Below are 21,233 nucleotides of genomic sequence, written 5' to 3' on the forward strand. Positions count from 1 at the left end.
CCATCTGAGGATCGCCGACATGAAACACGCTTTTGCCGCCCTCTCCGTCGTGCTGCTTCTCAGCGGCTGCACGGCCTCGACCGGCCCCTCCAACCTCACCTACGGCTACTCGCCGAACCTCCAGCCGATTCCGGGCAGCATCACCTATGGCGGCCAGCCACGCACCAAGCTGAAGAAGGCGCCCGTCGGCAGCATCGTGCCGCACCAGTTCATCGATTCCTACGGCCGCAAGGTCTACGAGACGTACATCATCGAGCCCGACCGTTCGTTGCGCCTCACCAGCCGCCGTTGGGCGCCGGACTTCCTCGGCTTCGACGACTGAGCGAGATCACCTCACGGATCAGGCATCGCCGCTAAACTGCGCGCGTACCCAATCGCGAAGCACGCGAGTTGCAGGCCGGTCCGCCATGCGCGGACTGTAGACGAGGTCGTAGCGGTCGCTCTCGAGCGTCAAGTCGAAAGGCTGAACGAGGATGCCCGAGGCGAGTTCGTCCGCCACGAGCGTCAGGCTCAGGAGTGCGATGCCCTGCCCCGCAACCGCCGCCTGGACGGCGTGGATCTCATCGGTAAAGGAAAGTTGTGCGCTGGCATCGACATCGAGCGCGCCCGCCCGCTCCAGCCAATGCCGCCAGACGGGCGCGCGGTGATCATTGCGGCGTGACGGGCCCCAGTCGAAATGAATGAGCGTTTCCCGTTTGAGATCGGCCACACTTGCCGGCGCCAGTCTCGGCGCGCAGACCGGAGCAAAACGATCGGCAAACAATGGCTCGGTGACGAGACCCGGGTAGTGCCCGCCGCCGAACCGGATCGCGGCATCCGCATCCGCCTCCAGGTCGATCGTCCTGTTGGAGGCGTCGAGCCGCAAGGTCCAGTCCGGATAGGCCTCGCGAAACGACCCGGCGAGCGGCGCCAGCCGCTTGGCAACGAAGGCGACGGTGGAGGTGAGCCGCGCGACCTTGCCCGCCTGCTGGCGGCGCACATCGGCAATCGCCTGCTCGAAACGGTCGAGCCCATCACGCAGCACCGGAAACAGCGCCTTGCCGGCAGCCGTCAGATGCACCTGCCGCGTCTCGCGCTCGAAGAGTTTGACCTCCAAAATCTCCTCCAGCTGGCGGATCTGGTGGCTGACGGCAGTGGCAGAAACGTTCAGTTCCTCGGCCGCCAGCTTGAAGCTCATCCGCCGGGCAGCCGCTTCAAAAACCCTGAGTGCACCGAGCGGCGGCAACTTTCTCATTCCATCCTCATAGATGATTTCACCTCATCCATTGACTGAGAAATCACTCTTTGTCAGCCCATGCTCGCCCTAGCATATTGGGATCAACAGCCAAGGCAACAGCGCCAAGCTGAGAAAATCTCAAGCATGAAAGGACATCCCATGTCTCTCGAACAGGTCGTCACCCAGCCGGATCCCTATGCGCCCTTCCTGCTTTCCCAGGCGATCAAGGCCAATGGCTTCGTCTTCGTCTCCGGTCAGGCGGCAATCGGCGACGACGGCAATCTGGTCGGCGTCGGCGATTTCGACCGCCAGGCCGAACAGGCCTTCCGTAACCTCGACCGGGCGCTGAAGGCCGCGGGATCCGGGCTCGACAAGATCGTCAAGGTCACGATCTTCCTGCGTTCGATGGAAAATTTCGGAAAAATCATCGAACTGCGCCGCAAGTGGTTTTCAGCCCCCTATCCGGCCGACAGCATCATCGAGGTCTCCTCGCTTTATTCACCGGACGCGCTGATCGAGATCGAAGCGATCGCGCTCGATGGAGGCAAGTGACATGAACGCGCCATTTGGCATCGCGTCCCCCGCCTTTACCGGGACCCGTCTCAAGGGGCTTGATTTCGCCAATCGCCTCTCGGTCGCGCCGATGACCCGCATCAGCGCCTCGGCCGCGGGTGTACCCGGCGAACGTATGCGGAGCTACTACCAGCGCTTCGCCCGCGGCGGTTTCAGCCTGATCACGACCGAGGGCATCTACACCGACAAGGTCTATTCCCAGACCTATAAAGACCAGCCAGGCCTGACCGACCAGGAACAGGCCCTCGCCTGGCGGCCCATCGTCGAGGCGGTCCATGCAGAAGGCGGGCGCATCTTCGCGCAACTCATGCACGGCGGCGCGCTGGCGCAGGGCAATCCGCACCGGCCCGAGACAGTAGGCCCTTCCCCCGTGCGCCCGAAGGGCAGCCAGATGACCGGCTATCACGGCGACGGACCCTATGCCCTGCCTCGCGAGATCAGCGACGCCGAAATCGCCGAGGCGATCGAAGGTTTCGCCAGTGCCGCTCGCCTTGCGATCGAGGTTGCCGGTTTCGACGGCATCGAGATTCACGGCGCCAACGGCTACCTGCTCGACCAGTTCTTCACCGACTTTTCGAACCGGCGGACGGATCGCTGGGGCGGAGATATCGTTGAGCGTCTCGGCCTGTCGCTCGAGGTGCTGAAGGCTGTGCGCGCTGCGATCGGCCCCGACGTTCCGCTGGGTCTGAGGCTCTCGCAGGGGAAGGTCAACGACTTCCGGCACAAATGGGCAGAACGCGAACAAGGTGCTGCCCGCGTGTTCGCGGCGCTCGCCGAAAGCCCGGCGGACTTCGTGCATGTGGCAGAGTTCGAAGCCTGGCAGCCGGCCTTCGAGGGTGGCGACGCCTCGCTCGTCGCGCTGGCCCACCGCCACGCGCCGCGCCTCTTCCTCATCGCCAACGGCAGCCTGCACGATCTCGTCCGTGCCGAGGAGGTGATGGCTGCCGGAGCGGACATGATCGCGCTTGGCCGCGGTGCGCTCGTCAACCCCGACTGGCCGCGGCTCACCGGCAAACGCAGGGATCTGCGCCCGCTCGAGCTGTCCTTCCTTGCGCCGATCAGCGACATCAAGGACAGCGAACTGGCCCTCTGAAGCAAAGAAACGGGCGCGCCTCGCAGGAGGCGCGCCCGTCAACTGTCCCAGTGATGACCGGCTCCAGGCGGTCATTCCGCCGCTACGAAACGATAGGCCGCCCCGTTGCGCTCGGCCCGCCCGATACCCGGATAGGCCCAGTGATAGCCAAGCAGCGCCAGCCGCTCGGACGCCGCCCGGTCGATCAGGGCCTTGCGGGTTTTCAAGGCCAGCTCCGCATCCGTGTCGAAACCGAAATGCCAATCGGGATGCTCGAAGAAGACGATGTTGCTGGTCACCGCATCGCCCGTGATCACCAGCCCCTCATGTCCCGCGCCGTCACCGCCGGAAAGCTGAAGCGAGATATGGCCGGGCGTATGACCCCGCGTGTCGAGTACCCGCATGCCGCTGACGATTTCGTCGCCGGGCTTTACCAGGGTCAGCCGGTCCTTGACCGCGAAGAGATCGCGCTGCGCGCCCTTGGCGAAGCCATGGAGCACCTGCGGCATCGCCTTTTCGAAGTTGGGATCGGTCCAGAACTGCCATTCCCCCTCCGAGACGAAATACTGCGCATTCGGAAAGGCGAGCTTGCCATCGGCGCCAACGGTACCACCCGCATGATCGGGATGGGCGTGTGTCAGCACCACCTTCGTCACAGCGCTCGGGTCGATGCCGGCTGCGAGCAGGTTGGCGTGAAGCTTGCCGGCACTTTCCTGAAACCGAGTGCCCGAGCCGTCGTCGACCACGATCAGATCGTCGCCGCTGCGAATGACCGGAATGTTGGTGTGAAACGGCGCGCGTTCCGGCGTGCCGCCGAGACGGCGCATGATCTCCGGCCGCTCTTCCGCCGTTGCATCCGGCAGAACGATGCCGACCGGCAGCATGATGAAACCGTCGCTGACAACCGAGATATCGAAGTCGCCATGCCGCAAACGCTTGATGTCTGCGGCATGGGCGCCTTTCGGGAGAAGGGCGGCAGCGGCAACCGCACTGGTACCTGCAAGAAATTCACGACGATCTGGGCCGGAAGCATCGGTGGGATTGTGGGAAGAGGTCATGGTTCTGATCCTTGGCTGAAGCGTTTGACAAAGGGGGCCGGTGCCGCCTGCGGGGCGGCACCGGCGAACAACCATCACGCCTTGGCGAAGGCGAGCAGGTCGGCGTTGAGCTGCTCCTTGTGGGTGTCGGTGATGCCGTGCGGTGCGCCGGCATAGACCTTGAGCTCCGCATGCGGCACCAGTGTCTTCGAGGCTCTCGCCGCCGCATCGATCGGCACGATCTGGTCGTCGTCGCCATGGATGATCAGCGTCGGCACATCGAACTTCTTCAGGTCCTCGGTAAAGTCGGTCTGCGAGAAAGCGACGATCGAGTCGTAGGTGTTCTTGTGGCCGGCCATCATGCCCTGCAGCCAAAAACTGTCGATCATGCCTTCAGACGCGACAGCCCCCGGCCGGTTGAAGCCGAAGAACGGACCGGACGCGATGTCGCGGTAGAGCTTGGAGCGATCCTTGAGGCTCGCCGCCTGCAGGCCGTCAAAGACTTCCTTCGGCAGGCCACCGGGGTTCTTGTCGGTCTTGACCATCAGCGGCGGCACCGCCGAGATCAGGCCGGCCTTGGCGATCCGACTGGTGCCGTGGCGGCCGATATAACGGCTGATCTCGCCGCCGCCGGTCGAAAACCCGGCGAGGAAGATGTCCTTCAGGTCGAGCGCGTTGATCAGGTCAGCAAGGTCGTCGGCATAGTGATCCATGTCGTTGCCGTCCCAGGGCTGCGACGAGCGGCCGTGGCCACGGCGATCATGGGTGACAACGCGGAAGCCGTTGGCGGCAAGGTGGAAGGCCTGCGCCTCCCAGCTGTCCGACGACAGCGGCCAGCCGTGGCTGAGCACGACGACCGGGCCATCCTTCGGACCCCAGTCCTTGTAATAGATCTCGACGCCATCGCGGGTGATGATGCGGCTGCCCATGGTGTTTGCTCCCTTCGTGCCGGACGCGCCGGCGGTTGTTGCAGTGGTTGATGCGGCCTTGGCCGGCGTGTTGATCGCATTGACCGTGGCTGCCGTGGCGGCAGCGCCGAAGGCGGCCGAGAGAACCGTGCGGCGGGAGATGCTGTTGGAAACGCTTGCGGAAACTGCCTTTTCCTGTGTCATTGTCGTCACCTCTTCGATCTCTGTTGCCCTGCTTCCGAACCGTGGAAGCGATGGTTGAATTGATAAATCGGCGGGCCTAACCTCTCGACCGGCAAAGCTGACAACGATGGGGGCAGAAGTGACAAAACGATCGACAAGCGAACCGGCGGAGATCGGTATCGTCGTCTATCCCCGCGCCCTGATGTCGGCGATCCATGGGCTGACCGACATGTTCCAGGTGGCGAGCATGCAGTCGGTCGAACAGAGCGGCAGGGACGCGCCGCAGATCCGCATCAGCCATTGGAAGCTTCAGGAAGACGGTTCGGTGGCAAAATCGCGCGACACCCAGGAGGGGGCCTCATCAGGCCTTGTGGCGCTGATCCTGCCGCCGACGCTTGCCGATCTGCCGGTCGGCGATCGCATCGGCGCCCTGCCCGCCTTCGTGCGGGAACAGCATCAGCGCGGCACGACGATCTGCTCCGTCTGCGGCGGCGCCTATCTGCTGGCGGAATCCGGTCTTGCCGCCGGCCGCACCATCACCACGCATTGGTCGCACCAGGACCTGATCGCCGACCGCTATAGCGATATCCGCGTCGACACCGACAGGCTGCTGATCGACGAAGGCGACATCATCACCGCCGGCGGCATGATGGCCTGGATCGACCTCGGCCTGAAACTCGTCGACCGGTTTCTGGGAACCGACGTCATGCTGGCGACCGCACGCTACATGATCATCGATCCCGGCGCACGCGAACAGAGCTATTACAGCATCTTCGCGCCGAAGCTCGACCACGGCGATAGTATCATCCTGAAGATCCAGCACTGGCTGCACGGCGCCAACACCAAGGGCGTGACGCTGCAGATGATGGCCGAGCGCGCGGGGCTCGGCGACCGCACCTTCCTGCGCCGCTTCCAGAAGGCGACCGGCTTCAACCCGACCGAATACTGCCAGCGGCTGAGGATCGCCAAATCCCGCGACCTCCTTGAGCGCTCGCATCTCTCGATCGAGCAGGTTGCCTGGCAGAGCGGCTATGACGACACCAACGCCTACCGCAAGATCTTCCGCAAGATCCTGGGCCTGTCACCGAAGGAGTATCGCCTTCGCTTCTCGGTTTCGGAGAGCGGACGCGCCTTGGGCGCTCCGGCAAGCCCGATACCGGCCGTGTGATCATCGACGGGCAGAGCCCTTTAGCGCACCAAACGCAAAAAGCGCCGCGCACCCTTTCGGGTGCGCGGCGCTTTGATCAAAAAAAGGTGGGACCAGCAGCCCTGGGCGCTAGGCTTTTCCGACGATCACGAACACGACCCGCCGGATTGCTTCGGCAAAGCTCACGCCGAGCGCCATCGCTGCAATGCCCGTCACCCCGAGAGCACCGATGCCCATGAGCTTCCACCGCCTGACATCATCGGTCACGGGCTTCATGTCCGAGATCTCGGCGCCGATAGCAGAAGCCGATGCTTCGAGTTCGTTGACCCGCTCGGCAAGCTGATCCATGCGCCGGTGAACGCTGGCCTGACTGGCAGAAGACTTGTCTTCCGCCCGCCTGGCACCATCCTCGATCCTATGAATGGATTCCTGCAGGCCGCGCATACCGGCAACCAGTTCTCCCAACTGGCGATGAACGACGATATCGATTTCAGCCTGCGACATGATCGTCGCCCCCGTGCTTCGCGCATTCGGCCTTCGTCCAGATATCCGCGGCACAAAGGCCGACGGCCGTGCGGTCGATCCGGCGCTGGTCGGCCGCCGACGCTCCGCGCGCGCCGACAAGATCAGTCCCGACCACGGCGCGCAGCCCGGGAACACTGGCCGGACGCGAAGTCCCACACCCCGCCAGCATCAAGGCAGGAATCGTAATCAAGGCGCTTCTCGCGAGCGCGGCTCTGAGCGTCATTGTTCTGCCTTTCGATGGCATTGGCGTAGGATCGGGCGCCGTCCGCGCGGATCTCATGGATAAGCAAGACGAGACCCGCGAGGATAAGGCCGGCGATGAGGAGCTTCGGCCAGGCAAACATCACTTCGCCCAGCCAAGACGTCGCGCCAGCACGTACCAGCACTCGGAGAGAAGGCCCGCACAAAGGCCGATGCCCACCTCGATCAGCATCTGCACGTCCGGATCGTCGGCGAGCACCAGCCCTGCGTCCGGCGCCAACAATCCTTTGGCGACGAGCAGGCCCGCGCCATATCGCAACAGGATGCGGATGACGATGGCACTCATTTCGCCCACCGTGCAAGAAACGCGACAGCCGCCTCGATGAGACCGCGCAGGCGATTGGATTTGGCCCCTTGCGACGCGTTGACGCCTTCCGCGCCGGGCGTTTTTTCGAACGCGCCGGGCCGTAGGACCACAACGACAGCCGGATCGCTCGAAGCGCTCTCGCTCCCATAGCCGGCCGCACGCAACGCCGCCTCGAACGCGCGGCCGTAGGCCTCGATCTTCGGGCCGTTCTGCCTGATGTCGCCGTTGATGATCGCGCGCGAGGCCGCATAACGATAACCGGTCGCGACCGCCGACCGGCTATCGTCCATGTCGAAATCGGTCAGCCGCTTGCCGGTGAAGAGACCGCGCTCCATGCCGTCGAAGAGGATGCGAATGGCTGTCGCCGGATCACAGGCTCGATCAGGCGTTTCCACCAGGCCAAACTTTCCGTAATTCGCGCGACCGGTAATCTGCGCAAGCCCCCGCCCGCGAAAGACCCACCCGTCATCGTCTTCGACGTTGCCAAGTCTCCCACCATAGACCCGGTTCGCGAGCTTGCGCGGATTGCCGGCATAGGGCTCGGCGCTTGCAAGCGTCGGAAACCGGGCCGGCCACACTTGAGTAAGCCGCCTTGCCGAGTAGTTCAGGTTCTCCTCGACCGGTCGCATTGCGCCGCCCGTTTCGTGATGGGCCTCGGCGAGAATTGCGGCCAGATGGCAAAGGCTCACCGCACGCCGCCGCCCCTCCAGGACGATCGCTTCCGCGCTTTCGAACTGCTTTGAAGAATAGGTCTTGAAAACACCCGACGCGGGATCGCGCAGGGCTGCGTGAAACGCTGCTCTGTTCATGCATTCACCTCTTGGAAATTTTCCGCTTAAAGCGCGGCCGCAGCCACCCACAGGGCGTCGATCTGCGCGTCAGAAAGGCCAAGCGCCGTACCAACGGTGGCGATCAACGGATGCGTCCGGTTGAACGTCGTCGCATATTCCCACTCGATTTGCGCCTTGTCCTGATCCGGACCGACGGGCATGCCCGCGATCGCTGCGGTCACGGTCGATGGCGAGATATCGGCATTCACCAGACCGAGGCGGAATTGGCGAGCGGTTAGGCTGCGCATCCGCTGCCGCAATTCATCTTCCGTGGGCGGATCGGGAGGGATGTATGGCTCGATCTGGAAACCGGGATTGTCGCGCAGCCATTGGCGGATCAGCGGATTAACGCCGACGGAGTCATCAGGACGACTGCAGTAGTCGGTGTCATAGGACGCGCCGAGATAATCCGTAATGTTGCAGTGGATGTTGTAGACGTCGGCTTCTTGGGTAGCTCGAACGGCATGAACCATATTCACAGACATCGATGTCATTATGCCGTCCTCACGAAGCAATAAGCCCACGCACCCGACCCCGGCGAATCGTAGCCGCCCCGAGCACGCCAAGTTCCAGCAAGCTGCGCCCCACCCCCGCCAAAGCCGTAGCCATAGCTGGAATTGAGATAAATCGCATGGGCGGAATTCCTCTCCTTGATGTCCGCATTGCCCGTCTCGACCAGGATGGTGTGGCCGATCGGGAAATTGGTTTCGTCGCGGGTGCCGCCGGTGTAGACGCTGGCCTTACCGTTCACGACGTTGCCGAGGTAGTCCCCCCACATCGGCATGTACATATTGCCGTCCGACTGAATAAAGAAGCTGACGCCCCAGTATAGACGATCGCCGACGGAGCCGTTGACACCGAGCTTGTTGCCACCATAGCCGAACTGTATCCAACCATTGGCCGAATTGGCCTGACCGCGAACGGAGAGTGTGTCTGCTTGGTTAACGTCACCAAGCCACACATCGTCGCCGACCTTGATAGCTTGGCCGTCACCATTCGCGGTTGCTACAAACCGAGGGGCATATATATAGTTCGGGAACGTCGCTTCATTCATCCCGTTCCAAGAAAGCAGCGTCGGTGCATTTGATACGAAACGATCGCTGGACCGTTGAATATACAAGCCGCCGTCGTTCACCCCGATCATGCGATAGCTGTGACCGATGTTGTTGGTGAGCAGTTGGATTTCTCCGGATAGTCCGCTGCCTCCAACTCGAGCGATGTGGCCAGACCACGAATAAAGACCAGTTTCGTGCCAGCTCGCCAACTGCTGAAACACACCGGAAGTGTTCCACACGCCGATCTGCATCGCTGAGTTCGCTTGGCTCGAAACAATCGTGCCGCGAGTTACCGACGCCGCCGACTGGAATGCAAGTACTCTGTCGCTGTTGGACAGGATGTACATTGCGCCGCCGGAACCGCCGGAAGCAACGAAATTGACCGCCGACACGTTGCTTGAAAACGCCGCGCCGACGCCGATGATGCCACCCGTGAAGTAATGTCCGCCATGCGCAATGTACGTCAGGCCTGCTTGTCCGAGCGAGGCGTTACCGCCTGAGGCCATAATGCGTGCATCGTAGTCGGCTCCATTCCCGCCTGAATGGAAGTCAATGAACGGGGTGTTCGCCGTGTTCGGCGGCCCCAACTCAATCCCATGGTTTGCCCCCGTGGTCACAAACCCCTGAGCCGTCAAAGCCCCCGTGATGGTCTTTGCCGTCATCGTGGACGGCAACCGGTCGTCAGAGAGCTTGCCAGTCGTCAGGTCGCCCGCCGATCCAGACGACGCCACGGCTGCGAGCCCAAGCCTCGTCTTCATCGCGGCAGCGGTGGCATCACCAACGAGATCGCGCGCGAGCGGGGTGAGCGCGGTCGTCGCATAGCTCTCCTCGAGCGCTTCATGGTCAACGCCACCAAAGTAATTTCTCTTGGCGAAGACATCCCCTAGCCACTGCACGGGCGCTCCAGACCAGCTCGCGAGCAAGCTGTTGTTGTGGCGGGTGTCGTACTCGTTCGCAAGTGCGCCTGAAACCGCCCTCGGAGATACACCCAGTATCTTTGTTACATGGTCCGCGACGCGCGCGTTGCGGGCGATGAAATCCAGCGTCTCCGGCTGAAACTTTGAAGTCGGCTCGGCCATCAGGGGCTCCTCCGTTAGATGTTTCGATTACGTTCGGACCGAAGTCCGCCGTTTGACGTTTCTGCCCGGCCCGCGCCGAGTAGAGCCTGAATTCCTCGAACCAGTCGCCGCAGGTGGAAAACACCTTGAAACGTCCGGTCTGCATCCGCTGCAGCATATCCAGCACCCCCGCCTCGACACCGTTGCTGCCGTCGTCGAAGGTTGCGCGCTCGGGAAGCATCACGAGCCCCTGCCCGCGATATTGCGCGGCAAGCTGCTCGCCCGAGCCCTTGTCGTGTTGCAGCCCGTCATGCGGCCAGGCCCAGGGCAGCCAGGGCCCCCAAGGCTTCAGTGCGGCCGCATGGATGATCGGCGTCGCCTCACGCTCGCGGTAGCAGCGGGTCACGTAGAAGACGTCGGCGTCCCGGTCCCAGGCACAGAGCACCGCTGCGAACGGATGGTCCCAGCCGAAATCGAGCCCGCCGATCTGCACCCAGTGTCTCGGGATCTCGAAAGGCTCGACCCGGATCTGCTCCTCCGTCACCGGGAAGATCCGGCCCGAGCCGAGCGTCGGCACACCCTTGGTGCGCGCTTCCTTCTCATGCGCCGGATAGCTCGCGACGATCTTCGCCCGTTCTTCCGGCGTATAATGCTCGGCATCGTCGATCGTCATGGTCACCACCGTCCGGTCCTCCGAAGGTTCGAGCAGATAGCGGCTGACGACCGAGCTCATGCCCTTCAGCGGCGTAAACGTCACGGCGACCGAGCCGCCGGTCGCATTGGTGCGGGTGATGCCCTCGAAATAGACATCCTCCGGTGGCTCCTCGTCGAACCAGACATAGTCCACCGTGTTGGCCTGCCACTTCGCCCGCCCCTGCTCGTAGGCTTTGAGAAGCAGCGTCGAAGTACCGCCGCTCGCATGGCGCACCGTCACGCTGTCGAGCGCGCCGGACGCGCTGGAGCGTCGGGTCCAGCCGGCAAGAGCCGCTTTCGGCAGATAGCCGGTGCCCCAGTCCTCCTCGCTCATTGGCGGGCCGACGAGCAGCCGCTGCACGCCATCGCGCGTCAGCTCGTGCGATTCCGAGCCGCCGATCATCGTGATCGGCCGGTCGAACCGTCGGCCCGCCCACCAATGAGGATAGTCTCCGGTCAGGTGCATTGCCGCTTCGGCAGCGCCCGCCAGCGTCTTGCCGAGCTGGTTGCCGGCCATGAACAGCCGCTCGCGAAAGGTTGCACCTGCCGCGTGAAATTCCGTCTGCTTCGCATAGGGCTGATAGTAGGAGAGCCTATTCGTGTTCTGCCGCCGCCCGATCTCCATCGCCAGTTCCATCCGCTCCCTGAGAAGCGAGGAAAGGCTTGATGGTCTGGTCGAGCTTGCGGATCCGCTCGAGAAGTTGCTCATCCGTCATCTCGCCGATCTGGTTGGCATTGATGGTCACGTCCTTCGGCATCAACGCCGCTATCGTCTTCAGGAAATCATTCGGGTTCTTCTCGATCAGCGCGTGGATCGCAGCCGCACCTCTGGCTTCCCAGGCCGAAAGCATGTCTTCGAGAAAGAGTTCGCCGAGCTTGGTGCGCACTGCCTTGCGCGTGCGCGCCCGGGGGACGGTGCCACCGCCTCCGGTGCGCGGCAGAAAGCGCCCGGTTTTCGGGTCCTTGGCGGGTTTCACTGTCATCGGGATTTGCTCCTGGGCACGAGGAAAATGCTCCTCCTGCGCAAGTTGGGTCGGCCACCGCTTGACCAAAAGTTGCATTCTGCCATCAATACCGCCCACCGTTCCGGCAGTGGTATTGGGAGGCGATCACAGGTGATCCGGCGTTTGTGGACGAAACTGCATGGCATGTTCGAAAGGTCGGCTCCGCCCCTGGCCGAAGTCGGCGAGCAGACACCTGCGAAGGTCTTGGCGGCCAAGTCGGGAACGCCGATGTCTGCGGGTAACACCATCGTGTCGCCGCGGCTGTTCGAGCTTGCCCAAGCGGGTGATGTCGATGCCCAGGCCGCGCTCGGCGAACATTATTTTGGCGACCGCGAGGAACATTATGCCGCCAGTTTCCAATGGAACGGGCTCGCGGCCCAGGCGGGGCACATCGGCGCTCAGGGCCGGCTGGCCACGATCTATCACGAGGGGCTCGGCGTGGAGCGCGACCCCGAGAATGCGTTTCGCTGGTGGTATAGCGCTGCCCGACAAAATCACCGCGGCGCACAATTGATGGTCGCCGCAGCCTATGTCGGCGGTACCGTCGTGAAGGCTGATCTGCCGGAAGCGGCCTATTGGGCGTCGCTCTCCTATCTCAATGCCCGAGGCGATCCGGAACAATTGGAACTCGTCGATCCCTATTACCGGTGGGTCCTGAGCAAGTTGAGCGACGAACAAAAAATGGCGCTCATAGAGCGGCTCGAGCGTCAGATGAAGCGGGATTGACGGGCGACACTTCGATCGCAGCGCCCCCGCCCCGCACGCAGCAGGCGTGACAGCCGGTCACAGAAAAATGCGTGTGTCACGCCTGATGTCACGCTTGCAACCTTGACTTCAGGTTGCATTCGGTCATCAATACCGCTCACCGGGTTGCTCCATATCGGGTGCTTCTGGCGCAATGCATCGCAAGCGCCCCTGCCTCGCCGGCAGTGGCCAGGGAAAAGCCAAATTAGTTCAAGATTTTGAGTAGTTTTTCGGCCTAGCAGTCCAGCCGCGGGAACCATGCAATGAATGCAACAGGTGCCAGATGATCCGCAACACGTTCAGCAAGTTGAAGACCATTTTCACCCCGCGGCCGTCCGCAACGAATATCTCGCCCAGGTTGCTTGAACTGGCGACGTCAGGAAATGTCGACGCCCAGGCGAAACTCGCCGAAATCTATTTTAATGATGGCGGCGCGGAACACTATGCCGCTTCGCTTCATTGGAACCGCCAGGCCGCCCGCCAGGGTCATCCGGCTGCCCAGGCCCGCCTCGTGACCATCTATCAGAGAGGCCTCGGCGTCGAGCGCGATCCCAAGGAAGCCTCGCGCTGGCTTCGCAGCATCGGCCAGCCCCGCCCCCGACATGAGTCCGGCGCCGCCGTCTCCGGCAAGATCGCCAAGCAGGAAGCCTAAGGTTCTTCGCGTAAAAGTGTGCAGCGGTTTTGCGACACCAGCATGCGGGCGCCAACGACGACAAACCTAAGTGCGAACCCTAAAAATTGCGCGTCCCGGCGCCGTAGCAGCGGCCACGGCCCGCATCTCAACGGTCAGATGTCGCAGCCGGCGCGGATTTGAATTTTTGAACATCGGCATCAGCGCACAGGCACAAGACCGCGCCCGACTCGCCGGAATCAAAAAGGCCGCTTCAATGACGAAACGGCCAGCCTGTAATATCCTTAGCCCGCTTCCCGTCGTTTGGCAAGACCCTTTGCCAAAATTTGTTTCCGTTTTGTTCGATTTTTTCAGCTGGGCGGGAGCGTCTGCCCGCTGCCTCTAAAGGCGCTTGTGCTCGATTGGTGATATAATCACGGCCACCATGCAAAGCCGCTTGCGCCGCCGGTCCATCGCCAAAGGATCTCGGACCTCGCGGCTGCATGCCGATCCGTTTCGATGAGGCGGCGCGAACGCCGGTCTCGCGACCACGGGAGGTTCCCATGTCACGACAATACCTGATCGCTGCCCTTTGCGTGGCGCTTCTTGCGGCTGCCGGCTGCACCACCGACCAGGCGAGCCGCAACAGCACGCCTGCTCCGAGCCCCAGCTACCAGGGCATGCAGGGCGCCCAAGGCATGAGCCAGGGCGGCGGCGGCGCTGGCGGCTATTGAGGCGCCGATGCCCAGCAGACGCAAAGCTGGCCCGGCTCGACCTTGGTCCAAGTCGCCTGCCCGCGCAGTGTCGCTCCCGTGCAAAGCCTCGGCCGAACGCACCGCGCAACAGCGCCGATCGGATTGAACAAGTTGGGCCGACATGCGTTGAGTAACCATGACGCGCATTCTCGCTGCCGCGCCATTTGTTTGCGCGCATTCTGTGTTAAGCTTCCCCTTGGGAGGAAAATGCCATGGAGAATTTCTTCGCACTCGCCGCCATCGTCGTCGGCTCCGCAATCCTGGGGCTCGCGCTCGCCTACGGTTTTCGTCGCAAGGACGCGCACCGCCCTCCCGAACATGACGACGCGCGACTGAAGTTCTAAGGCGCGACGCTTCCACAACACGACGTCGCCCCGAAGCGACGCCTGAGGCGCTTAGCTGCTCGACGCTCGCTAGCGATGCCGATTTTGCAATGCTTGCGAGAATCATTCACGCGCATCGCCCGCGCGTTCTTGCAAGGTCCCTCCATAAAAACCCTCGCCCGCCTGTTGATCGCCGGTCTGGTCGCCCGCGTCACCGCTCCATGCTGCGGCAAACTCTCCCCCGCAAACCAGACGTGGGCGAGACAGATCAGGGAGCATCTCGTGAGGCCGCTATCGTCCAGAGCCGAGGTATCCAGAAAGCAGTAGCGCGGCTCATGACGCATCACGAACTCCTTTGCGGCTCGACCGTGTGCAATGGAGGTTGACTTCCTCCCCTTGCTCGCTCGTGCCCGCCCCACCGGAACCTTTCCCGTCCCCTCGCCATACTCCTTCGACAGGAACAACCGAGGAGATGCGAAGATGAGCAAGGCGACCCCCAAAACGCGTGATCTCAGGCAGACACCGGAAGACGTCGCGCAACCGGCCGAACCGACGATCATGCCCATAGGCAAGATCCCGCCGCTCCCCGTCGACCAGATTCCCGCGGGTGACGACCCGACGCCAACCGACCAGGGTCGCGTGCCGCCCGTTCCGAGCCGCGACGAAGCCAATGTCGATCCGGACGATGCCCTGCCTGACGACCGCGAAGAGAAGATCCTTGAGGATGATCCGGGGCGCGAGAAGACCCGCTTCGACGAGGAGATGCCGCGCAGCAGTCGATAGCGGCTGCCTCCCCCCATCGATGGCCGCGTTCCTCAGCCGATTTGAACGCCTGAAAACAAGAAGAGGCCCGCCGGTCAGCAACCGGCGGGCCTCCGTTAAATCGCGCTCGCCTTAGAAATAGGGCGAGTAGCACTGCTGGCGCGGGCCGCCATAGGGCTGGAACGAATTGTCCCAGGCGCGGTAGGAGCGATAGCGCGAATAGCACCAGTCGGCATGGCGCGGGTTGACGCCGGTCTCGTAGCGGCGGGCCGGCGGAGCGGCAATTGCGCCACCGATCACGACCCCCGCGCCAAAGGCGGCAAGCGGATACCACCAGCCGTCATTGTGGCGGCGATAGCCGTAACGTTCGGAGCGATAGCCGCGGTAACCCCGGTAGTAGCCATAGCGGTCGCCGCCATGCCAGCCTTCCCGGTAGCCGGGCCGGTATCTTGGGCGATAGTCGTCGCGCCAGCCGCGCGGATAGCGCCGGTAGTCCCGGTCGCCATGCCAGCCGCGGTCGCGCACCAGCTCGACGTCGCTCTTCTGCACCCGCTCGATCGCAACAGCCGGCAGGGCGTTTGCCGGCGTGATGCCTGAAAGAGCCGTTATCGCCGCAAGCACGACGATGCCAATCTTCTTCATTTCATCACCTGTCCGTTTGTAACAGGTGCGAGTTTTGGCCGGGGCGACGTGAACCTACAATGAATGCGACAATCCTAATATGCGGCGCAACTTCTAGGTTGTATTTCTACATTACCGCAGCCACGCCCTCCGGGGCCGAAAAGCTGTCCCGGGGGCCGCCATCCCCGGGGGTCGCCGCTGTCATCCCCTCACGCCTGCGCGCCCGCCTTGCCGCGCAGCTTCAGCGCATGGGCAATCAGCGTCTCCACCACCTGGCCGTAGGCGATGCCGTCCGCCGCCAGCGCCTTGGCGTACATGCTGATATTGGTGAAGCCGGGAATGGTGTTGATCTCGTTGATCATGAGGCTGCCGTCGGCGCGCAGGAAGAAGTCCACCCGCGCCATGCCGGCGCAGGCAAGCGCGCGGAAAGCCCGCGCCGCCATGTCCTTGGCCTCGGCGATCACGTCGTCGGAGAGTTTGGCGGGCGCCTCGACGACCGCGCCGCCGGCATCGACATATTTGGCGTCGTAGCTGTAGAAGCCGTGGCTGGCGGCCGGAATGATTTCGCCTGGCCGCGACACGGTGAGCCGCCCTGCGGCATCCTCCAGCACGGAGCATTCGATCTCGCGTGCCTGGACGAACTCCTCGATCAGCACCTTGTCGTCGTGCCGGAACGCCTCGTCGAGCGCCGCCTGCAGCGCGTCCAGGCTGTCGACGCGGCTAACGCCGACGGAAGATCCCTGCCGTGCCGGCTTGACGAAAACCGGAAGTCCCAGGCTTTCGAGGATGGTCTCGCTCGAATAGGCCTCGCCCGCATGCAGGCCGATCGCCCGCGCAACGGCAATGCCTTCAGCGACCAGCAGGCGCTTGGCGAGCGCCTTGTCCATGGCGACCGCCGAAGCCGCGACGCCGCAGCCGACATAGGCGACGTCGGCCGTTTCCGCATAGCCCTGCACGGTCCCGTCTTCACCGAAGGGGCCATGCAGAACCGGAAAGATCAGGTCGATCGCCGGCAGCAGCCCTTGGCTGCCGTCGGCACCAATGGTCACCGCCTGCCCCCGCCCGCCGGGGATCAGCGCCACCTGCGTTCCCGATGCCGGGATTGCCTTCGGCAACGCCCCGTCTTCGAGATCGACCAGCATCCAGCGGCCGTCCCTGGCGATCCCGATCGGCACGATCTCGTAGCGCGTGCGATCGAGCGCCGCGACTGCGTTGCGCGCCGACATCAGCGAAACCTCATGCTCCGCCGACCGGCCACCGAACAGCACGGCAATGCGCAACTTACCTGTCATGATCCTTTTCCCTCCAGAATCGTGGTGCATCCTGCGCAACCAAGCGAGCGAACATGGCAAGAAGAGGTCGGGACACGCGCCATCGTTACGGAAGGAAAATTTTCCTCTCCGGCAACCTTGCCGCTTGAATTTATCCGGACGAAGTACAAGTGATGCGCGAACACGGATTTGAAGGAGAAACTGCCGATGGCCGAGGTCCTCGTATTCCACCACGCCCAGGGGCTGACACCCGGCATGCATGCCTTTGCCGACAACCTACGCGCGGCCGGCCACGTCGTCCACCTGCCCGATCTCTTCGAGGGGCGCACATTTGCGAGCATCGAGGAGGGAGTTGCCCATATCGAGGCGGTCGGCTTTGAAGAGATGCGCGAGCGCGGCGTACGCCTTGCTGATGCCCTCCCGGAAAACCTCGTCTATGCCGGCTTCTCCTTCGGCGTCCTGCCGGCGCAGAAACTCGCCCAGACCCGCCCCGGCGCCCGCGGCGCCCTGCTGTTTTACTCCTGCATCCCGATCAGCGGCCAATGGGCCTTCGGTCCCTGGCCGGAAGGCGTACCGATGCAGATCCATGGCATGGACAACGACCCGATCTTCGTCGGCGAAGGCGACATCGACGCCGCCCGCGAGATCGTCGAGAAGGTCAGCGATGCCGAACTTTTCCTCTACCCCGGCGACCAGCACTACTTTGCCGACAGTTCACTGCCCTCCTATGACGCTGCGGCCACCGCGCTCCTGACCAAGCGCGTGCTGGCGTTTCTTGAGAGGGTCTGAGCGCCGCAGGCCGATGACACCGGACGGAACCTTGCCGCAACCCCCACCGTTAGCAAGAGCGACGTTTGGCAAAGGAGAGATCATGCCCACGCAGAACCGGCAGCGCCTCCGCCTCGCCGATGGCGGTGAGTTGTCTTTCATCACGGCAGGCGACCCCTCGAACCCGGCGGTCTTGCTTCTGCATGGTTTCCCGAGTTCGGCCCGCACCTTCCGCGACGTCGTGCCCGTTCTTTCGAAATCGGCCTATGTGATCGCCCCTGATCTGCCGGGCTTCGGCCAGTCAGACGTCCTGGCAAAGGTTTCCTTTGCCGCCTTTGGCGAAGCCATCCGCGCCTTGCTGGATCACCTCGCCGTCGGGCCGCGCTACATCTACCTCCATGATTTCGGCGCGCCGGTCGGCCTCCACCTCGCCATGCAGGCGCCGCAACAGGTCCTGGGCCTGATCATTCAGAATGCCAACGCCCACGAGACCGGGTTCGGCCCGCAATGGGCGGCGACGCGGGCCTTCTGGGCGGAGCCGACCCCGCAAAACGAGGCGGATGCCACCGCCCACCTGACCTTCGAGGGCACGCGCGACCAGTATATCGCGGGCGTCCCGGCGGATGTGGCGGCCAAAATTCCGGCTGAAAGCTGGGAGGAAGACTGGCGGGTCATGTCCCTGCCCGGACGCCTGGAGACCCAGCGCGCGCTCGTTAGGGACTATGGCAACCACGTCGCCCGCTTCGATGCCATCGCCTATTATCTTGCCCGCTGGCAGCCACCGGCGCTCATGCTCTGGGGCCGGCACGACGCCTTTTTCGGTATCGCCGAAGTCCTCTCCTGGATTGAGGCGCTGCCGCGCATGGAGGCCCATATCTTCGACGCCGGCCATTTCCTGCTGGAGACGCACGCCGCCGAGGCGGCATCGCTGATGGCCGATTTTGTCGCCCGCCCCTGCGAAAAGGCCAGCCTCACGGACCAGCCCCCTTCCTCGTGAGCACGCCTGAGGTCGCTGCCGCAAACAGCGGCAAGTTCAGCGCGACCAACACGCCAGCCGGAGCTGAACGGATTTGCCGCTGAGAAAGTCAAACGGCTTTTGACTGGAATTCAGGATACAAACTGTCGATAGTATAAATCGCAAGTTTAGCCACACACACTTGCGAAAGATGAAATTATTCTAATGCAAAACTTGAAATAATTCCGGAGCAGCCGTGCTTATCTATTCGGACGAAAACCTCGAGGTCATCCATCGGCCGGGCGCATCGCCTTACCTCCTCGTCACCTTCAACGAGATGGAAATCCAGGCAAACGGCAGCCGTTACTGGGGCCAGCGCTTTTGCGAGAAGGCGGACATCTCGGCGCTCGGCTTCATCAGCCGGCGGCCCAACTGGTTCCCGGCGGCAAGCGTCGTCAAGGCGGTCGAGGCCGCAGCGCCGATCCTCAAGGCAGCGCCCGAGCGCATTCTCTACGGCCATTCGCAGGGCGGTTATGCAGCTCTTCGCTATCGCCGACGCTTCAATGCCACCACGGCCATCGCGTTTTGCCCGCAGGTCTCGATCGACCCGAAGTCCGTTCCCTACGACAACCGCTTCGTCAGGCATTTTTCGCCCGATCTGCACGGCAACATGGGCATTTCGCCCGACCAGGCCGCCGGCCGCGCCTACATCTTCTACGATCCCTTCCACGCGATCGACCGCCGCCACGCCGAGCGCATCGCCTTCCTTCAGCCCGAAACGCATCTCGTGCCCGTGCACATGACCGGCCACGGCACCGTCCGTGTCTTTACCGGAACCGAACGCGCGCTTTCCCTGATCGCCGCCTGCCGTACCGAAGATCACCCGGCCCTGCGGGCGCTTGCCCGTACCGCCCGCGTCGACGCGCCCATGCGCCCCTACCAGATCGCCGTCGCCGCCATGGCCCGGCATCCCGCCTGGTCGGACGCGCTCAACGCCCGCTTCGGCGACCGCTTCGCCCCGATTGAGCGGGTCAACTTCCTCTATCACCGCGCCAACCGCCACATCGGCGACGGCGATATTCTTTCGGCCCGCGCAATGCTCGAAACCGCCCTTTCCCTGCTGCCCGCCGACCCCGCCATCAAGCACCGCCTGAAAGAACTCGACGCCCGCATCCTCCGCGAACGGAAGGTGGCAAGCACTTCCTGAAGCAAGCGCGGATCCGTTGCGAGGAACGAGCGGGCACGGCCTCCCCCTGCTCCCCGTCTGACCGGGAAAAGCTCGCCGCAACCGGATGAGGGGCAAGCCCCTCGCAAGTGACCTTGCGCAATATCCATCCTTGCGGCCCTAATGGCCTCGCAAGAAGAAAGCCCATAGGCGGCGAAGATCAGGAACCAAGCGATGACGCCCCCCTTGCCCCAGCTTGACGACATCCGCGCGCTCGAAGAGGCGCTCCACCGTACCGAGGTGCGCCGCTCGCGCGCAGCCCTCGAGGAGCTGCTTGCCGAAGGCTTCGTCGAATTCGGCGCCTCCGGCACCGTCTACCATCGTGCCGAGATCATCGACCTGCTGCTTCAGGAAAACGACGAGGACGACGGCGAACTGCGCGCGGACAACTACCGGCTGACGGCCATTTCGCCCGATGCCGTGCTGCTCACCTATCGAACGCACCGCATCGAAGCCGACGGATCGCAGCGGAACGCGCTTCGAAGCTCGATCTGGAAATGGGATGGCACGAAATGGCAGATGCTGTTCCACCAGGGCACGGTGACACCGCCGGCGTAGAGCAGCCACTTTCGGTCAGCAAACTCCACGAAATCGACGGCTCCTCTGAACCGGCCCGTCGCGGCGTCTTGTCAAAGAAGACAAGGCCGCTGTCTGCCTAGATTGCCCGGCCCGCCCCGATATCGATCCCCGGATTTTCAAGCTATGATCGCCCGAATGGAGCCAGTTCCAACCGCTGTCGTCGACGGCATTTAGGGAGTGCCCAAACATGACCCGCAATCAGATGCTCGCCCACCTTCGCGCTGCCGACGAGGTCGCGCGCGAGGCAGCGGTGCACGGCCACCACCCTTTCGGCGCGGTGCTCGTCGGCCCCGACGACAGCATCCTGATGCGCCAGGGCAATATCGACACCGTGCGCCACGCCGAGACCGAGCTTGCCCGGCGCGCGGCGACGGCCTATCCGGCGAAGTTTCTCTGGAGCTGCACGCTGGTTTCGACCGGTGAGCCCTGCGCCATGTGCACGGGCACGCTCTACTGGGCCAATATCGGCCGCCTGGTCTACGGCTTCGAGGAGGAAAAGCTGCTGGCAGAGACCGGCGACCACCCCGACAACCCGACCATGAACTTGTCCTCGCGCACCGTGCTTGCCTCCGGCCAGAAGCCGATCGAGGTCGTTGGCCCTTTCCCCGAAATCGAGGACGAACTGCTGAGCCCTCACCGCAGCTTCTGGCGACGCTGAAGGGCAAAGGTCCATAGGCCGGCCGCAACGATTGCGCGCTGCGCCCTTTACCGCACGGCCCGAACGGATGATGCGCCGGGCACGCCCGCCGGC

Annotated in this window: 27 protein-coding genes and 1 pseudogene; 14 read left to right on the forward strand and 14 right to left on the reverse strand. The window is 63.4% G+C overall.

The annotated features are described in order from the left end of the window. Positions 1 to 19 precede the first annotated feature (19 nt). Positions 20 to 322, forward strand: a complete 303-nt coding sequence (locus ACIQUG_RS05410) for a hypothetical protein (protein ID WP_043626645.1) — start codon at positions 20 to 22, stop codon at positions 320 to 322. An 18-nt stretch (positions 323 to 340) separates the two neighbouring features. Here ACIQUG_RS05410 and ACIQUG_RS05415 read toward each other — a convergent pair whose 3' ends face one another. Beyond that, positions 341 to 1,234 carry a LysR substrate-binding domain-containing protein gene (locus tag ACIQUG_RS05415; protein ID WP_402318251.1) on the reverse strand — a complete coding sequence of 298 codons (894 nt, stop codon included), beginning with the start codon at positions 1,232 to 1,234 and terminating at the stop codon, positions 341 to 343. 141 nt (positions 1,235 to 1,375) lie between these two features. Here ACIQUG_RS05415 and ACIQUG_RS05420 point away from each other — a divergent pair, with 141 nt between their 5' ends. Together ACIQUG_RS05420 and ACIQUG_RS05425 are read left to right on the forward strand one after the other, a co-directional pair. Further along, entirely contained in the window at positions 1,376 to 1,768 is a 393-nt protein-coding gene (locus ACIQUG_RS05420) for a RidA family protein (RefSeq protein ID WP_192446452.1), read from the forward strand. 1 nt (position 1,769) lies between these two features. After that, complete coding sequence (locus ACIQUG_RS05425) at positions 1,770 to 2,882, forward strand: NADH:flavin oxidoreductase (protein WP_402318254.1); 1,113 nt, start codon at positions 1,770 to 1,772, stop codon at positions 2,880 to 2,882. Between the two features lie 71 nt (positions 2,883 to 2,953). On the opposite strand, the gene ACIQUG_RS05430 is transcribed toward ACIQUG_RS05425, so the two are convergent. Beyond that, on the reverse strand, positions 2,954 to 3,919 hold the full coding sequence (locus tag ACIQUG_RS05430; protein ID WP_402318257.1) for an MBL fold metallo-hydrolase: 966 nt from the start codon (positions 3,917 to 3,919) through the stop codon (positions 2,954 to 2,956). 74 nt (positions 3,920 to 3,993) lie between these two features. Next, positions 3,994 to 4,827: an alpha/beta fold hydrolase gene (locus ACIQUG_RS05435; protein WP_402320580.1), complete on the reverse strand. Its 834-nt coding sequence runs from the start codon at positions 4,825 to 4,827 to the stop codon at positions 3,994 to 3,996. 301 nt (positions 4,828 to 5,128) lie between these two features. Between ACIQUG_RS05435 and ACIQUG_RS05440 the strand changes: the two genes are divergently transcribed. Continuing rightward, positions 5,129 to 6,157, forward strand: a complete 1,029-nt coding sequence (locus ACIQUG_RS05440) for a GlxA family transcriptional regulator (RefSeq protein WP_402318259.1) — start codon at positions 5,129 to 5,131, stop codon at positions 6,155 to 6,157. Between the two features lie 108 nt (positions 6,158 to 6,265). On the opposite strand, the gene ACIQUG_RS05445 is transcribed toward ACIQUG_RS05440, so the two are convergent. The 9 genes and pseudogenes from ACIQUG_RS05445 to ACIQUG_RS05485 form a co-directional block, all read right to left on the reverse strand. Beyond that, positions 6,266 to 6,640: a DUF1515 family protein gene (locus ACIQUG_RS05445; RefSeq protein ID WP_402318262.1), complete on the reverse strand. Its 375-nt coding sequence runs from the start codon at positions 6,638 to 6,640 to the stop codon at positions 6,266 to 6,268. Next, positions 6,627 to 6,830 (reverse strand): hypothetical protein, encoded by a 204-nt coding sequence (locus ACIQUG_RS05450; protein WP_402318265.1) that lies wholly within the window; start codon positions 6,828 to 6,830, stop codon positions 6,627 to 6,629. Before ACIQUG_RS05450 ends, ACIQUG_RS05445 begins: the two co-directional genes overlap by 14 nt. Further along, a complete protein-coding gene (locus ACIQUG_RS05455; protein ID WP_402318268.1) occupies positions 6,763 to 7,005 on the reverse strand; it encodes a hypothetical protein in 243 nt (80 codons plus the stop codon). The genes ACIQUG_RS05450 and ACIQUG_RS05455 overlap by 68 nt, the downstream gene beginning before the upstream one ends. Beyond that, positions 7,005 to 7,208, reverse strand: coding sequence for a hypothetical protein (locus ACIQUG_RS05460; RefSeq protein ID WP_402318271.1), 204 nt, complete (start codon positions 7,206 to 7,208; stop codon positions 7,005 to 7,007). The genes ACIQUG_RS05455 and ACIQUG_RS05460 overlap by 1 nt, the downstream gene beginning before the upstream one ends. Continuing rightward, positions 7,205 to 8,038 carry a hypothetical protein gene (locus ACIQUG_RS05465; RefSeq protein WP_402318274.1) on the reverse strand — a complete coding sequence of 278 codons (834 nt, stop codon included), beginning with the start codon at positions 8,036 to 8,038 and terminating at the stop codon, positions 7,205 to 7,207. The genes ACIQUG_RS05460 and ACIQUG_RS05465 overlap by 4 nt, the downstream gene beginning before the upstream one ends. Before the next feature lie 26 nt (positions 8,039 to 8,064). After that, complete coding sequence (locus ACIQUG_RS05470; protein ID WP_402318277.1) at positions 8,065 to 8,553, reverse strand: hypothetical protein; 489 nt, start codon at positions 8,551 to 8,553, stop codon at positions 8,065 to 8,067. Continuing rightward, positions 8,553 to 10,193 carry a hypothetical protein gene (locus tag ACIQUG_RS05475; RefSeq protein WP_402318280.1) on the reverse strand — a complete coding sequence of 547 codons (1,641 nt, stop codon included), beginning with the start codon at positions 10,191 to 10,193 and terminating at the stop codon, positions 8,553 to 8,555. The genes ACIQUG_RS05470 and ACIQUG_RS05475 overlap by 1 nt, the downstream gene beginning before the upstream one ends. Before the next feature lie 61 nt (positions 10,194 to 10,254). Beyond that, positions 10,255 to 11,574 (reverse strand): annotated as a pseudogene (locus tag ACIQUG_RS05480) (terminase large subunit domain-containing protein); the annotation flags it as partial. Continuing rightward, entirely contained in the window at positions 11,459 to 11,848 is a 390-nt protein-coding gene (locus ACIQUG_RS05485; RefSeq protein WP_402318283.1) for a hypothetical protein, read from the reverse strand. The pseudogene ACIQUG_RS05480 and the gene ACIQUG_RS05485, both read right to left, overlap by 116 nt. Positions 11,849 to 11,875: 27 nt before the next feature. On the opposite strand from ACIQUG_RS05485, the gene ACIQUG_RS05490 reads away from it, so the two are divergent. The 5 genes from ACIQUG_RS05490 to ACIQUG_RS05510 all read left to right on the forward strand — a co-directional run bounded on the left by ACIQUG_RS05490 (position 11,876) and on the right by ACIQUG_RS05510 (position 15,084). Next, a complete protein-coding gene (locus tag ACIQUG_RS05490; RefSeq protein WP_402318286.1) occupies positions 11,876 to 12,595 on the forward strand; it encodes a tetratricopeptide repeat protein in 720 nt (239 codons plus the stop codon). Between the two features lie 301 nt (positions 12,596 to 12,896). After that, positions 12,897 to 13,265: a tetratricopeptide repeat protein gene (locus tag ACIQUG_RS05495; protein WP_052201855.1), complete on the forward strand. Its 369-nt coding sequence runs from the start codon at positions 12,897 to 12,899 to the stop codon at positions 13,263 to 13,265. Between the two features lie 521 nt (positions 13,266 to 13,786). Beyond that, positions 13,787 to 13,957 carry a hypothetical protein gene (locus ACIQUG_RS05500; RefSeq protein ID WP_402318290.1) on the forward strand — a complete coding sequence of 57 codons (171 nt, stop codon included), beginning with the start codon at positions 13,787 to 13,789 and terminating at the stop codon, positions 13,955 to 13,957. 233 nt (positions 13,958 to 14,190) lie between these two features. Further along, positions 14,191 to 14,322, forward strand: coding sequence for a hypothetical protein (locus tag ACIQUG_RS05505; RefSeq protein WP_255380915.1), 132 nt, complete (start codon positions 14,191 to 14,193; stop codon positions 14,320 to 14,322). Between the two features lie 459 nt (positions 14,323 to 14,781). Further along, on the forward strand, positions 14,782 to 15,084 hold the full coding sequence (locus tag ACIQUG_RS05510) for a hypothetical protein (RefSeq protein ID WP_402318293.1): 303 nt from the start codon (positions 14,782 to 14,784) through the stop codon (positions 15,082 to 15,084). A 111-nt stretch (positions 15,085 to 15,195) separates the two neighbouring features. On the opposite strand, the gene ACIQUG_RS05515 is transcribed toward ACIQUG_RS05510, so the two are convergent. Together ACIQUG_RS05515 and ACIQUG_RS05520 are read right to left on the reverse strand one after the other, a co-directional pair. Continuing rightward, entirely contained in the window at positions 15,196 to 15,705 is a 510-nt protein-coding gene (locus ACIQUG_RS05515) for a BA14K family protein (RefSeq protein ID WP_043619224.1), read from the reverse strand. A 188-nt stretch (positions 15,706 to 15,893) separates the two neighbouring features. Then, on the reverse strand, positions 15,894 to 16,976 hold the full coding sequence (locus tag ACIQUG_RS05520) for a D-alanine--D-alanine ligase family protein (protein ID WP_402318297.1): 1,083 nt from the start codon (positions 16,974 to 16,976) through the stop codon (positions 15,894 to 15,896). 186 nt (positions 16,977 to 17,162) lie between these two features. On the opposite strand from ACIQUG_RS05520, the gene ACIQUG_RS05525 reads away from it, so the two are divergent. The 5 genes from ACIQUG_RS05525 (at position 17,163) to ACIQUG_RS05545 (ending at position 21,140) form a co-directional block, all read left to right on the forward strand. Next, positions 17,163 to 17,744, forward strand: coding sequence for a dienelactone hydrolase family protein (locus ACIQUG_RS05525; protein WP_402318300.1), 582 nt, complete (start codon positions 17,163 to 17,165; stop codon positions 17,742 to 17,744). An 82-nt stretch (positions 17,745 to 17,826) separates the two neighbouring features. Continuing rightward, positions 17,827 to 18,720, forward strand: coding sequence for an alpha/beta fold hydrolase (locus ACIQUG_RS05530; protein WP_402318302.1), 894 nt, complete (start codon positions 17,827 to 17,829; stop codon positions 18,718 to 18,720). A 214-nt stretch (positions 18,721 to 18,934) separates the two neighbouring features. Further along, positions 18,935 to 19,885: a hypothetical protein gene (locus ACIQUG_RS05535; protein WP_402318305.1), complete on the forward strand. Its 951-nt coding sequence runs from the start codon at positions 18,935 to 18,937 to the stop codon at positions 19,883 to 19,885. 192 nt (positions 19,886 to 20,077) lie between these two features. Then, positions 20,078 to 20,461, forward strand: a complete 384-nt coding sequence (locus ACIQUG_RS05540) for a DUF4440 domain-containing protein (RefSeq protein ID WP_402318308.1) — start codon at positions 20,078 to 20,080, stop codon at positions 20,459 to 20,461. Between the two features lie 208 nt (positions 20,462 to 20,669). Beyond that, a complete protein-coding gene (locus ACIQUG_RS05545) occupies positions 20,670 to 21,140 on the forward strand; it encodes a nucleoside deaminase (protein ID WP_402318311.1) in 471 nt (156 codons plus the stop codon). The last annotated feature ends 93 nt before the right edge of the window (positions 21,141 to 21,233 follow it).

The organism is Ensifer sp. NPDC090286 (genome assembly GCF_044769565.1).
GTDB lineage: Bacteria > Pseudomonadota > Alphaproteobacteria > Rhizobiales > Rhizobiaceae > Ensifer.